At 45.1% G+C, this 13,297-nt stretch carries 12 protein-coding genes; 5 read left to right on the plus strand and 7 right to left on the minus strand.

From position 1 onward, the window contains the following. Positions 1 to 73 precede the first annotated feature (73 nt). Positions 74 to 1,783, plus strand: coding sequence for a RagB/SusD family nutrient uptake outer membrane protein (locus P3L47_RS01060; protein ID WP_277782438.1), 1,710 nt, complete (start codon positions 74 to 76; stop codon positions 1,781 to 1,783). Between the two features lie 126 nt (positions 1,784 to 1,909). Here the strand turns inward: P3L47_RS01060 and P3L47_RS01065 are convergent, their stop codons facing one another. Together P3L47_RS01065 and P3L47_RS01070 are read right to left on the minus strand one after the other, a co-directional pair. After that, positions 1,910 to 3,574, minus strand: a complete 1,665-nt coding sequence (locus P3L47_RS01065) for an AMP-binding protein (RefSeq protein WP_122362401.1) — start codon at positions 3,572 to 3,574, stop codon at positions 1,910 to 1,912. A 108-nt stretch (positions 3,575 to 3,682) separates the two neighbouring features. Beyond that, on the minus strand, positions 3,683 to 4,840 hold the full coding sequence (locus tag P3L47_RS01070; RefSeq protein WP_277782439.1) for a 6-bladed beta-propeller: 1,158 nt from the start codon (positions 4,838 to 4,840) through the stop codon (positions 3,683 to 3,685). 235 nt (positions 4,841 to 5,075) lie between these two features. On the opposite strand from P3L47_RS01070, the gene mtaB reads away from it, so the two are divergent. The 3 genes from mtaB to P3L47_RS01085 are packed head-to-tail and all read left to right on the plus strand — an operon-like array spanning position 5,076 to position 8,314. Further along, positions 5,076 to 6,404 carry a tRNA (N(6)-L-threonylcarbamoyladenosine(37)-C(2))-methylthiotransferase MtaB gene (gene mtaB, locus P3L47_RS01075; RefSeq protein ID WP_277782440.1) on the plus strand — a complete coding sequence of 443 codons (1,329 nt, stop codon included), beginning with the start codon at positions 5,076 to 5,078 and terminating at the stop codon, positions 6,402 to 6,404. Position 6,405: 1 nt separating this feature from the next. Next, positions 6,406 to 7,293: a lysophospholipid acyltransferase family protein gene (locus P3L47_RS01080; RefSeq protein WP_277782441.1), complete on the plus strand. Its 888-nt coding sequence runs from the start codon at positions 6,406 to 6,408 to the stop codon at positions 7,291 to 7,293. Then, positions 7,286 to 8,314: a glycosyltransferase family 2 protein gene (locus P3L47_RS01085; RefSeq protein ID WP_277782442.1), complete on the plus strand. Its 1,029-nt coding sequence runs from the start codon at positions 7,286 to 7,288 to the stop codon at positions 8,312 to 8,314. The genes P3L47_RS01080 and P3L47_RS01085 overlap by 8 nt, the downstream gene beginning before the upstream one ends. Positions 8,315 to 8,321: 7 nt before the next feature. Here P3L47_RS01085 and P3L47_RS01090 read toward each other — a convergent pair whose 3' ends face one another. The 5 genes from P3L47_RS01090 to folB are packed head-to-tail and all read right to left on the minus strand — an operon-like array spanning position 8,322 to position 12,817. Further along, entirely contained in the window at positions 8,322 to 9,011 is a 690-nt protein-coding gene (locus tag P3L47_RS01090; RefSeq protein WP_427910561.1) for an HAD family hydrolase, read from the minus strand. Continuing rightward, positions 9,011 to 9,655, minus strand: coding sequence for a MarC family protein (locus P3L47_RS01095; protein WP_277782444.1), 645 nt, complete (start codon positions 9,653 to 9,655; stop codon positions 9,011 to 9,013). The genes P3L47_RS01090 and P3L47_RS01095 overlap by 1 nt, the downstream gene beginning before the upstream one ends. Positions 9,656 to 9,713: 58 nt before the next feature. Then, on the minus strand, positions 9,714 to 10,955 hold the full coding sequence (locus P3L47_RS01100; protein ID WP_277782445.1) for a PNGase F N-terminal domain-containing protein: 1,242 nt from the start codon (positions 10,953 to 10,955) through the stop codon (positions 9,714 to 9,716). Positions 10,956 to 10,961: 6 nt separating this feature from the next. After that, on the minus strand, positions 10,962 to 12,398 hold the full coding sequence (locus P3L47_RS01105) for a monomeric [FeFe] hydrogenase (RefSeq protein WP_277782446.1): 1,437 nt from the start codon (positions 12,396 to 12,398) through the stop codon (positions 10,962 to 10,964). A gap of 56 nt (positions 12,399 to 12,454) precedes the next feature. Further along, entirely contained in the window at positions 12,455 to 12,817 is a 363-nt protein-coding gene (folB, locus tag P3L47_RS01110) for a dihydroneopterin aldolase (RefSeq protein WP_277782447.1), read from the minus strand. A gap of 87 nt (positions 12,818 to 12,904) precedes the next feature. On the opposite strand from folB, the gene P3L47_RS01115 reads away from it, so the two are divergent. Further along, on the plus strand, positions 12,905 to 13,285 hold the full coding sequence (locus P3L47_RS01115) for a bactofilin family protein (RefSeq protein WP_122353844.1): 381 nt from the start codon (positions 12,905 to 12,907) through the stop codon (positions 13,283 to 13,285). The last annotated feature ends 12 nt before the right edge of the window (positions 13,286 to 13,297 follow it).

The raw sequence follows: 13,297 nt of genomic DNA on the forward strand, positions 1-13,297 counted from the left end.
ATTTATCATGAAAAATAAATTTTTAATACTAGCAACCACTATTTTAGGCATATCCTTGTCATCTTGTGTGGATATGGATTTGACTCCTGAGTCAACTATGACTTCAGACCAATTGGCGAATGATCCGACAGGTATCGAATATGCTACTATAGGTGCTTACAGATGGTTCAAAACAAATCGTTCGGGAATGGCCGGTGGTTCATCCAGTAGAGACGTTTATGCAAGAAATTGGTTTCAAATGAACGAATTCCGTGGTGACAACGTTTTTATCGCCGGAGTTACCACCGACCCTTTTATGAAATCATATGAATATACGGATCAGAATACTGAAGCGACATGTCGTTATATGTGGTACTCTTCTTATTCTATACTGAATATTTTAAATACAAATATTAGAATAGGAACAGAAGGACTGTCCGAAAAAAATGATCATATTCTTGGAGAAAACTATTTTCTACGCGCCCTAGTATATATGAATCTTTGCGACCTGTTTGCTCGTCCATATTCCCAAGGCGCAGACAATCCCGCAGTCGTACTTCGTACAGAAGAACCTATAACCGGTGAAATTACAAGAGCATCTATTAGAGAAGTTTATGCCCAAATCGAAAAAGATCTTAATAAGGCAATTCAACTAATGGGTAATTATCGTCGTTCAGACAATACAAGTTACGCATGGAAAGGTTCTGCTCAAGGTCTTTTATCCAGATTATATCTCTATATGGGCCGAAATCAGGATGTTGTAAATATCGTAAATGAAATGCTAAATGGTAAAACTCCGGAAGACGTTCTCGATCCTGATCTTGCCACTTACTTCACACGGACACAAACCTCACGGGAAACACTTTGGTGCATTGGATATCTTGCCAACGAAACTCAAGGGAACAGTTCTGTAGCCTCCATGTATCTCAATGATCCGGTAAGTGGTGCCGGTTGGGGTGAGATTTACCCGTCTGATCCTATGTACGAATTATTCAACCGATATGCAGACGATGATATACGTTGGAAAGACTTCCATCTTTTCCAGCCGATCCCAACTCCTGGAGTTACTTTCAATGGTGAAAACGTCAAATGGATGGCCAATTGGCCGGTTCCAAATCCCACTAGTTGGTATTATGGGTCTCAATATCGTTATCTCGCAGAAGATGCCAGGGGAAAATATATTATCTTCAGTAATAATCCCGGATTAAACAATCCTGTCCCTGATGATTATTTCACTAACACTAGTGCTAAAATATATATTGAGGAAGAAATAATAAATACTTATCCCAAATATTTCTTCACATACAATGGGAATAAGATTAATGTAACGATTACCCCTGTAACCAATAATCGTATGAGCTACAGAAAAATATTCAACACGAAGTTCTCATATCAGGATGGTGACGCCATGTTATGTTCTTATCCAATGATCAGATGGGGAGAAGTGATCTTAAACCGAGCAGAAGCTTATGCAAAATTGAACAATTCCACAGCTGCATTAGCTGACGTGAATGCAATTCGTAGTCGTGCCGGTCTTTCCGGCGGGCAATTAATGACAACCAGTAATATGACGGCTCGGGGATATACGAATATATTGGATGTGGTTCTTGACGAGCGTCGCCTTGAACTAGCTTATGAGGGATTCCGCTGGAAAGATCTTTTCCGTAATAATAAACCGATGGATCGTCGTTACGCCGGTACACATCCCTGGGAGGTTATCCAGCCAAGCGACTTACGAATACCACATCAGATATCCGGAGACGAGACACTGATCAATCCCGGTGTCTTACCTAATCCCAGATAATACTGAGAGGTAAATACATAAAAAAGAGAGTATCTTAAAAATTTATATCAATAAGAACTTTTAAGCATACTCTCTTTTCTATAAAATCCAAACGAATATATTAGATGCAATTATCCTGAATATTTATCAATAGTTACTGTATAAATATCTTTTAATACTTTTCTTCGGAGTCTTCTCAAACTCGGTCGGGTATAACTGTATTTCAGATACCACTTCATAGGAAGCCAGCTGCTTGTTCAACTCAATCCGGTTCTGTTCCATAATGACCGGCAGATCGGTATGAGAAATACCGGTTCCGTCCACCGTATCATAATCCGGATAAACCAAAGCCACCAACTTACCGTTTTTCTCGATAACGATACTTTCCATGACAAAAGGCAGGTTGTTTATCTTCGATTCAATCTCTTCCGGATAAATATTCTGTCCACTGGCACCCAGGATCATTGTCTTACTGCGGCCACGGATAAAGATACGATTATCGTGGTCGATCGTTCCCAGGTCGCCGGTATGAAGCCAGCCGTCTTCGGTAAAAACATTTTTAGTCGCCTCTTCATTCTTATAATAGCCTTTCATGACGTTCTCACCACGAACCTGAATCTCCCCTACCTTATTATACGGATCATCAGAATCGATACGTACCTCCATAATACCTTTCAGTATCTGCCCGCAAGAACCTGGTACATATTCGCGATTATTGTCATAGCTGATCAGCGGTCCGCATTCCGTCATACCGTAACCGATCGTAAACGGGAACTTGATCTTATACAGGAAATCGCTTACCTCCTGATTCATAGCAGCTCCACCGACAATCACTTCACGGAAACGACCACCCATAGCATCCACCAAATGTTTACGGATCTGTGCATAGATACGGGAATCCAGCAAAGGAATATTCAGTGCCAGCTTCATCGTCGTCTTACTCAACTGGGGAAGAATCATTTTCTTATAGATCTTTTCCAAAATCAGCGGAACGGTCAGGATCAGGTTCGGCTTCACCTCTTCGAATGCTTTCAGCAAAATCTTCGGAGAAGGAACTTTCCCTAACATATATACATGTGCCCCGACAGCCATAGGTACCAGGAAGTTGAAAGCACAACTATAGGCATGCGCCAACGGCAGGAAACACAATTCACGGTCGCCACGGAACAACAAGTCCAGTGTCTTGGCATAAGTAACATTACCGGCCAGGTTGTTGCCGGTCAGCATAACGCCTTTACTGAAACCGGTCGTACCGGAAGTATAGTTCAGCAGGACAACCTTGTCGTTATCCAGTTCCGCATATTTAATATCGTTCTTGGAAAATCCGTTCGGATACTTCTCTGCCATCTTTTCATCCATCGACTTCATCAGCTTCTGAATACTTTCGCCGTCACGCTGATGCAGGCAGCGGAAATCGGAAAGAGAGAATACACCGCGTATCTCTTCGATCTTATCTTCTTCCAACGAATCCCAGATACGGTCGCTGACAAACAGAAACACCGACTCGGAATGGTTGATAATATGATGCACATCATTCGGATTGAAATCCTGCAGGATCGGTACTATGATAGCACCATAGGTTACAGCCGCCATATAAACAATACACCAGCGGGCACTGTCTTTACCAATCAGGGCAATCTTATCCCCCCGACGTATCTGACATTCCTCAAACAGAATATGGATGCGTGCAATCTCCTTCGCAACATCTTCAAATGTAAAAGTGACGTTCTTGCTGTAATCTGTTAAGGCGGGTAACGACCAGTTTTCCTTGAAACTGTTCTCGTATATCTTAATGAAGTTCTCTTGTATCATAGCACAGATGCTTAAATTTCGGGCAAAAATACGGACTATCCGGCAGATACACAACAGATAGGGAGAGTTTAACCCTTAACCGCTACATTCATCTGCCGGTTTATATTCTTATTTTTTGTACTTTGCCAACATAATCACCGGATTGGCTTCCTCATCCAAACCCGCTGCAATTTCTTTCAGTTTGCCTTTCAGCTGTCCTTTCTCATAAGCCTCGACGAGGTCAGGAGCCTGCAAAGACTGGCTGATTGCAATTTCGGAGTTGCGGGGTTTAAAAAGGAATGAAATCGATCTCTTATTTGAATAATCACCATTATACATGGTAAACTGAGAGAGAGTCTTTTCCTGTTTGTCATAGAACAAATCGGTACCAGGGAATCCTCTAAACGTTTTGAAGTCAAGTTCTTTCTTCATAGCCCGCATAAAATAATAACGATCGGTAATAACGGTCGGGAAAAGAAAGACTTCCGTTTCCATGGTATTGATGGAGGGAGTCCGCACAATGATAGGATACATATTGCCATCAGCCAAATAGTTGTACAACGTATCGGACGAGGTGTTCACAAGTATCCAATTATTCTGATTGGGGAACATCAAGTGAAACTCAGGCACAACCGTCATATCATCTTTCGTAATGACCGGTGTCTTATACGCTTTAAAAGGAATTCGGATTTCACGGGTGACACTTCCGTCTTGCTTGGAAACAAGTAAATGGCATGCCTGTTCATCTTCTTTCGGTGTCGAATATTTCTTATAACAAATCAAATGATCACGATCATAATTGAAGATATCGTCATAATAGCCGGTATCTGCATACTTGAAACTTCTCTTATAATTTCCGGACAGATCATACACCGATATTTTTCGTGCAGGATAGTCAGAGACAAACATTTCACTGTTATCGTCATCCAATATAATAGAGTTAATACTTGAATATTCCTCTGCACCTTGTCCAAAGCGGTTTATCTTCTTTATCCCTTTCCCGGTCGCCCTGTCATAAACGAAAATATTCCCATCCCGCATATTCCTTACTATTATGACCTTCTTACCGATGGCTTCCACAATGCCCTGCGTAATAAATTCGTCATTCGTTTCCAACGGAACATATTCCACATCCATAAAATCCTGTAGAACCAGTTCCTTCTCGGGATAACTGGCACTGACATCCACTGTGATAAGATCGTCATGTTGACTACCGGACTGCTGGCATCCTGTGAATCCTGCCATTGAAAGGAGAATCATTACCAGACTTGCATTTAACTTTTTCATTTCTTTCTGTTTGTTATAATAAAATACTACGAACACCTTTACACTTATACGGATATTTCGTACGAAATGTACGTACTATTCGAAAGACAAACAACTTAATCCCTGTTTCACTCGTAACCTTTAACAATCTTTATTGTTAGACTTACCTCATCACATCATAAAGAAGTCTCTCACTCCTCACGCAAGAAACTTTATCCGAATATTTTCGCTAAATTTGCGCGATAATTCAATCGCAATGATAGACAAAACCGTATTTGAAAACAAAATAGCTGCTTATTATACCCTGGGCTGCAAGCTCAACTTCGCAGAGACCTCCACAATAGGAAAGGTCCTTGCCGAACAGGGGGTACGCAAAGCCCGTACGGGTGAGAAAGCAGACATCTGTGTTGTTAATACCTGTTCCGTGACAGAGCTTGCCGACAAGAAATGCCGCCAGGCCATCCGCCGGATCAGTAAACAACATCCGGGAGCCTTTATCGTTGTAACGGGTTGTTACGCACAGCTCAAGCCGGAAGAGGTTTCTCATATAGAAGGTGTCGACCTGGTTCTCGGTGCCGAACAGAAACTGGATATATTAATGTATTTGGACGACCTGAAGAAAAAAGAAGAAGGCGGTGCAGTGATCGCCTCACAAACGAAAGATATACGCACATTCTCCCCTTCTTGCTCGGCAGACGATCGTACACGCCATTTCCTGAAAGTGCAGGACGGATGCGATTACTTCTGTTCTTACTGTACCATTCCCTTTGCCCGCGGACGGAGCCGCAACGGTACCATCGCCAGCATGGTGGAACAGGCACAGGAAGTAGCCCGCAAAGGAGGTAAAGAGATTGTACTGACGGGAGTCAACATCGGTGACTTCGGTAAATCGACCGGTGAAACATTCATCGACCTGATCCGTGCACTCGACGAAGTGGAGGGTATCGTGCGTTACCGCATCTCTTCCATCGAACCGAACCTGATCACAGACGAAGCGATCGACTTCGTCGCTTCCAGCAAACGATTCGCCCCTCATTTCCATATTCCCCTGCAAAGCGGAAGCGATGAAGTTCTGAAACTGATGCGCCGCCGTTATGACACGGCCCTTTTCCGCCATAAGATCGAGAAGATCAAGGAGATCATGCCGCACGCCTTTATCGGTGTGGATGTGATTGTCGGTACCCGAGGAGAGACGGACGAGTTGTTCGAAGAGGCACGCAGCTTTATCGACAGCCTGGACATCAGTCAACTGCATGTGTTCAGTTACTCGGAACGTCCGGGAACACAGGCTTTGAAGATCGCCCATTCGGTAGACCCGAAAGTAAAACATGCCCGCAGCCAGCAACTGCTGGACATTTCCGACAGGAAACTACATGCTTTCTATGATGCCCATACCGGCAGTCAGGCGGAAGTTCTGTTCGAACATACCCGGAAAGGAGGCATGATGCATGGCTTCACGGAAAATTATATCAAAGTAGAGATACCTTACGACAGTTCGCTGGTAAACGAGACCCGACGGGTAACATTGACCGGCTGGAATGAAGACCGTACCGCACTGAATTGTGAATTAGTAACAAACAGCTGATATGTGGAATAAAATTCAATACGGATTGATCTATTCATGGGCCAAAGTTCATGCTTTCCTGCCCATGCCGGTATTATATGTACTGTCAGATATCCTGTATGTACTTATCTATAGGGTAATCCGTTACAGGATAAGGGTAGTCCGCCGCAATATGGAAGCCTCCTTTCCCGAAAAGTCCAAAATAGAACTTCGCAGGCTGGAGAAAGCCTTCTATCATCACTTTTCCGACTATATTGTCGAGACGATCAAACTGGCGCACATATCGCCGGAGGAAGTGTTACGCCGTGCCCACATCAAGAACCCCGAAGTCGCAACCAAGCTACAGGCGGAAGGACAAAATACGGTTATGATGTTGATGGGACATTACGGAAACTGGGAATGGTTCAGTGCCTCCAGCCTGGTATACACGGAATCCAGACTATGGCAAATCTACCGCCCCCTGAACAATAAGGCAGTCGACCGCCTGTTCATCTTTCTCCGCACTCGCTTCGGTTCGTATGGTATGAAAAAGAATGACACGGTACGCGACATGATGACATTGAAGCGCGAAAACAACAAGAACATCGTGATCTTCATTGCTGATCAGACCCCAAGCAAGGCGAACCTGCATTACTGGACAAACTTCCTGAACCAGGACACTCCGATGCTGAACGGCGCCGAACGTATCGCACGAAAACTGGATCTGCCGGTTATCTTCCTCGATGTACAAAAAGTGAAGCGCGGATATTACACGGTTGAAATGAAGTTAATGACAGCCCATGCCAAGCAAACTGCCGAAAACGAGATTACCGAATCGTATGCCCGCATGACGGAGAAGATGATCCTTCGTAATCCGGCTTATTGGCTCTGGACTCACAAACGTTGGAAATACAAACGAGAAGATGCATAGTAATTCAAAAAAAGTCGCTATTGTTATATTGAACTGGAACGGTTGCAAGCTGATGGAGAAATTCCTTCCGTCCGTCATTGATTACAGTCCTTCCGAACTATCTGAAGTAGTCGTTGCCGACAATGGTTCTACGGATGCATCTATTGCTATGCTGAAAGAAAAGTTCCCATCCGTACGAATCATTCAGCTCGATAAGAATTACGGCTTCGCCGAAGGATACAATCAGGCAATCAAGCAGATAGACAATGAATACACCGTTCTACTGAACAGTGATGTCGAAGTTACGTCTAGTTGGCTCGATGCCCCTCTGGCAACTCTTGAAGCCGATCCGACAATAGCAGCCGCTCAACCAAAGATCAGGGCACAGCGTAATAAGGAATATTTCGAATATGCCGGAGCTGCCGGAGGTTATATGGACATTTACGGCTATCCTTACTGCCGGGGCCGTGTACTGCATATTGTAGAGAAAGATAATGGCCAATACGACACACCTGCCGATATCCTTTGGGCTACGGGTGCCTGTCTTTTCATCCGTACAGCTATTTATAAGGAGGTAGGCGGACTGGATGCCGGTTTCTTCGCCCATCAGGAAGAGATCGATATGTGCTGGCGCCTGCGTTCCCGCGGGTATCGACTGGTATGTACGCCCGGATCGGTTGTTTATCATGTTGGAGGTGCTACCTTACAGGTGGAAAGTCCCCGGAAGACCTTCCTCAATTTCCGAAACAACCTGCTGATGATTTACAAGAATCTTTCCGAAAAAGACCTGAAGCATGTGATGCGTGCGCGCTTCTTTCTGGATTATATTGCGGCCACCAAATTCCTGCTATGCGGGCATATTCAGAATGCCAAAGCGGTATATGAAGCCCGGAAAGCATTCTTCGAAATGAAGCCGGATTATGTTGTCAAAAGGAAAGAGAACCTTGCTAAAACAACACTAGCTACTATCCCGGAACTGATGCGCAACAGCCTTATTCTCTCTTTCTACCTGAAAGGGAAAAAGAAGTTCACCGACCTTTAGTCCGGGCTTAGGGTAGCAAGGATATCACATCCCATAAAGAATCGACGGTAAAAAAACGAGGGCTGACAACGGACTCATCTACCTTTTCGTGCGCCCAGGTCGTTTGATAAGGTACGTGGATGGCATAGCTTCCCAGTTCCAGCGGAGGAAGGATATCTGAACGGACAGAGTTTCCTATCATCAAGAACTCTTCGGGTTGTATGTCGAGATGTTTCAATAACAGACGATATTCCCTGTCGGTCTTGTCACTCATAATCTCTACATGATGGAAAAGATGTTCGATCCCCGAACGGCGTAACTTTTGCTCCTGATCGAGCAGGTCACCTTTCGTTACCACAATAAGGCGGTAGCGGCCCACAAGGGCATTCAACGTCTCCTCCACTCCGTCCAGAAGTTCTACCGGTTTGGACAGCTGTTCTTTTCCCAAAAGAAGAATCTGCTCCAATACGTTTGTCGGGACTTTCCCGTCCGTGATACGGATCGCCGTTTCCAGCACAGAAAGGATATAAGCTTTCACCCCATAACCATAAAGAGGCATGTTCCGGCTTTCCGTCCTGAAAAGTTCGGCCGAAACAGTTTCCCCATCCACATAAGGAGCCAATAAAAGACGGAGTTTCTGCTCCGTCTCCAGGAAATAAGTTTCATTCACCCAAAGCGTGTCATCGGCATCGAAACCGATGACCTGTATTCCTTCTATCATAAATTAGCTTGTTGTAGTATGTCAATCATTATGGGTTTGAATCCGCTTACAAAACATACCACAGCAATAACCATCAGGATAAGGCCCATCAGACGCATCATCACGTTGTTGCCTGTTTCCCCCATATACTTATTCAGCCGGGTGGATGCCCGGAGGATCAGGAAGGTGATAAAATAAACGGATGCGATCACACTGACCAGCAGTATCTTCTTTATCAATGTATTCGCATCTTCCATCAGCATGATCCCGTTGGCGATAGCGCCCGGACCGCAAAGCATCGGGATGGCAAGCGGAGTGATAGAGATATCGTTTACATAGGTTTTTACCTCCTCGTCTTTGAGTTTTGCCTTGGAATAACGTGCCTGAAGCATGTCAAATCCGATGGTAAAGATAATAATACCTCCGGCAATACGGAAACCATTCGTAGAAATACCAAAGAATTTAAAGAGGAATTGTCCGGAGAAGGTAAAGACCATCAGGGTGATAAACGACACGATCGTGGCACGGCGGACGATGGTTTTACGTTCGTCGTCACTCATCCCGTTCGTCATGGTCAGAAAGACCGGCATAGTGCCCAACGGGTTTGTCAATGTAAAAAAGGAAGTGAAGCACAAAAGGGCGAAAGGGAGTAAGGTGTCCATAATAACAATGATTTAATAGGTTTATGTAGGGGCGGGGTTTGCCCGCCCCTACGTATGTTTATTCATCCCACACCAAATAAGCGGAAACCAGCCAATGGTTGAGCTTGTTGCCGTCTATCTCCTGAGCTTCGGGGATGCTGACCATCAATGTATGTTCGCCAGGTTGGATATCCGTCAGTTCCACTTCTTCGGGAACGACATCGGAACCCGGACACCAGTTGGAACGGGAGAAGTCGGAAGAAGCGACCGGCTCTTCCACCTCTTTTTCGGCATACCCTTTAGGACCGATATAAGAAGCCAGACGTTTCTCCAGCCAAACACCTGTCGCCGGATTAAAACGGCGGAAAGAGGCGCAATCGTTACGCCAAGGAATGAAGTTCAGAACTTCCTCTCCATCTACCGAGATAACATTCTGCTTCTGGACAAACTCGTCACCACCGTTATGACCGCCATGCCCAGTTACGATATATTTCAGGCGGACGTTCTTTGCACCTTCCGGGATAGTAAAACCGGTCGAGACGTCTTTGCGGGCAAAGATATCCGGATAAGACTGGCCGATATAATAAACCGTATTCATCAACGGTTCGACATGTCTTTTCGTCAAAGCATCGCAAGAAATATCCGACTCATCTACATCGATCGTCACACTGGCAATATAACCTTCGGCTGTCCAGGTATCGATAAAGATTCCTACGTAAGCGCCTCCTTCAAACAAAGGATACAAGTCGGTGATATTCTGCTCCCAGCTTACGCTGTCAGCCCACTGGTCGATATAAACCGGTTTGCGTTTGCTGCTCAACGAGTCGTCGGGACTGCTGTAATGGCCCACCCCGAACGGTGTCATAAAACGCATCAGCTCGACGGTCGGTTCATAATCTTCTCCGGAAACGATACCGATCATATTTTCCAGCTTCGTACTGTCTACAGCCGGAAATTGTTTCTCCCCTTTAGCGATATTCAGTAAATTGATCGCTGACTCTTTCGGCAGGATAAAGCAGGAACCCGACTTATCCCAACGGTCGCCGTTGGATGCGATCGTCACTTTCAGGTTGACAGAAACATTGCGCTTATAGTCAGGCAACGTGACCTTTTTCAGAATGATACGTCCGTTTACCAGATGATAGATACTATCCGGTCCCGGCTCACTATAACCGGCATACTGATCCGGTGTGAACTTCACCGGCGTGTCATGGAATACCTGAACGGAATAGTCACCCATTGCCGGTAGTTCGCGGTGCCCGCATGCCGTCAGCAACAGGGCACCTGCCAATGAAAATGAGAATAAGATTTTCTTTGTCATTGTTGTTTAGAATTTAGTAAGTTCTTTGATCAGCTGTTTCTGTCCCGCAACCTTATCCGCATGAATGCAAGGACCGGTTACACAACCGCCTTCGCAAGCCATGACTTCGATAAACTGTGCCGGGGCTTTGCCTGTTTTGGCATAGGCACGAAGCAGGGCGACATTCTTTTTCGTCAGGTTGGCTACCTGTACGGCGTTCACCTGTTCCTCTTTCAGATACACTTTTACGGCATTGATAACACCGCCACTCTGGGCAAAGCCATGCGCTTCACGCACAGAATTATAGAGAACGGAGAAGGGTTTTGCTTCTTCTACCTTGATATCCAGTCCTTCCAAAATAGAACCAATCTCTTCGAATGTCAGTGTGAAATCGACTGCCGGGTCCATCTTCACCTCCTTGCGCTTGGCTACGCACGGACCGATAAAGACAACCTGGGCATTGGGGTATTTCTCTTTGACGATGCGGGCAGTATAATACATGGGGGAACCGGTAGAAGAGATATATTTCTTCAGATCCGGAATATGTTTCTCCGCCAACTGCACATAAGAAGGACAGCAACTGGTCGTCATAAAGGGTTGTCCTTCTTCCAGTTTCTCCTTCAACTCTTCTGCTTCCCGGCGGGTCGTTTCCATCGCTCCCTGGGCTACTTCAACAATCTCCGTGAATCCCATCGCCTTGATCGCACCATATACATTTTCCACCGGCGCACTGAATTGTGCCAGGATAGAAGGAGCTACAATGGCGATCATCTGCTCCTTATTACGCAGGCGCTGCAAGACATCGAACACCTGCGATATCTCGAAGATGGCACCGAAAGGACAGGCATTCACACATTTACCGCAATAGATACATTTCGATTCGTCGATATGCTCCACGCCATATTCGTCCTTACTGATCGCCTTCACCGGACAAACTTCTTCACAAGGGATCGGAATATATACGATGGCATGGTAAGGACAGTTCTGATGACATTTACCGCAACTGATACAGGTATCATGGTCTATCCGCGCCTGTCCGTTCTTCTTGAACTGGATGGCGTCTTTCGGACAGTTCATATAACAGCTACGCGCCACACAGCCACGGCATAGGTTTGTAATTTCATAGTTTACCTGTACACAGGAAGAACATGCCTCATCAACAACGCACATCAGGTTTTCCTTCTTGTTTTCCGAACGCAACAGAGCTTGTTTTGCATACTCGGACAACGGAGTCAGTTCGTCTATTTCATCCTGCATATCGAATCCCAGCAGAGGAAGTGTCTTGTATTTCCAGACAGCACGCTCCTTATGTACACAGCAACGGCCTATCACTTTCGATTTACGGGGACTTAATTCTATGGGCAAACGGTCAATCTCGTCCAGGAGACGATTCTCTTTCCAAAGTTTCACTAACTTCGCCATCAATCCGTGGCGCACAATCATTACGTTGTTGGTAAATGCCATGGTGTTTTGTTTATTTGTGCTTTAATTATGCAAAGATAGAGAAAGTTCTCCAAAAACTAACTGTAGGTCTCTCTAAGAATTACAGAGGCACTGTAAACATCTCCGCCAAAAGGGGGATTCAGTTTGGAGAGTTTCAGTTCGATCATAAGAAGTTGGGGGAACGTTTCCTTTAATGCCGCCAGGATACGTCCGGCAGCATGTTCGATCAGTTTGGATGGAATTGCCATCTCTCTCTTAACAACCTCGTAGACAACGGCATAATTTATCGTATCTTCCAGGGTATCGTCGGCTACCGCTTTTTCAAGAGGTGCCGTTAAAACAAGGTTCACCACGAACGTATTACCAACCCGTGTCTCCTGTGGGGCGACACCATGGTAAGCGTAAAATTTCATGGCCTCCAGCTCTATTTGTACTGTCATTTTTCGTTATTTTATCTGTAAAAGTAGATAAAGTAAACCTTTCTGCAAAAAAATAGTCTATATTTGCGATTCAAGCAACAAAGTATCATGATGGGAATAAAACAAAAAGACGAAAACTCTGCTGGTGGCCTACATAACACCCTTGCCACCGGAACAACCGTAAAAGGTAATATTATTACAGAAACCGATTTCAGATTAGACGGCCAGGTAGAAGGCGATATCAGTTGTAACGGCAAGATCGTTGTCGGACCGAAAGGACAAGTTATCGGTAATATTGTCTCTTCCAATGCCGAGATCCTGGGCGAAGTAGAAGGTTCCGTACGTGTCAGTGAAAAATTAGTCCTGAAAGCTACGGCAAATATCAAAGGGGATGTGTTTGCACAGTCACTCGAAATAGAACCGAATGCCCGTTTCAACGGAGTTTGTAATATGTCACCCGATACGACAAAGAAAACAAAAGCCCAGTAAATTACTACCGGG

Source organism: Parabacteroides chongii (assembly GCF_029581355.1).
GTDB classification, from domain to species: domain Bacteria; phylum Bacteroidota; class Bacteroidia; order Bacteroidales; family Tannerellaceae; genus Parabacteroides; species Parabacteroides chongii.

Coding starts and splice junctions, on each gene's coding strand:
- P3L47_RS01060 (WP_277782438.1), top strand. CDS start 74: ATGGATTTGACTCCTGAGTCAACTATGACTTCAGACCAATTGGCGAAT.
- P3L47_RS01065 (WP_122362401.1), bottom strand. CDS start 3,574: ATGATACAAGAGAACTTCATTAAGATATACGAGAACAGTTTCAAGGAA.
- P3L47_RS01070 (WP_277782439.1), bottom strand. CDS start 4,840: ATGAAAAAGTTAAATGCAAGTCTGGTAATGATTCTCCTTTCAATGGCA.
- mtaB (WP_277782440.1), top strand. CDS start 5,076: ATGATAGACAAAACCGTATTTGAAAACAAAATAGCTGCTTATTATACC.
- P3L47_RS01080 (WP_277782441.1), top strand. CDS start 6,406: ATGTGGAATAAAATTCAATACGGATTGATCTATTCATGGGCCAAAGTT.
- P3L47_RS01085 (WP_277782442.1), top strand. CDS start 7,286: ATGCATAGTAATTCAAAAAAAGTCGCTATTGTTATATTGAACTGGAAC.
- P3L47_RS01095 (WP_277782444.1), bottom strand. CDS start 9,655: ATGGACACCTTACTCCCTTTCGCCCTTTTGTGCTTCACTTCCTTTTTT.
- P3L47_RS01100 (WP_277782445.1), bottom strand. CDS start 10,955: ATGACAAAGAAAATCTTATTCTCATTTTCATTGGCAGGTGCCCTGTTG.
- P3L47_RS01105 (WP_277782446.1), bottom strand. CDS start 12,398: ATGGCATTTACCAACAACGTAATGATTGTGCGCCACGGATTGATGGCG.
- folB (WP_277782447.1), bottom strand. CDS start 12,817: ATGACAGTACAAATAGAGCTGGAGGCCATGAAATTTTACGCTTACCAT.
- P3L47_RS01115 (WP_122353844.1), top strand. CDS start 12,905: ATGATGGGAATAAAACAAAAAGACGAAAACTCTGCTGGTGGCCTACAT.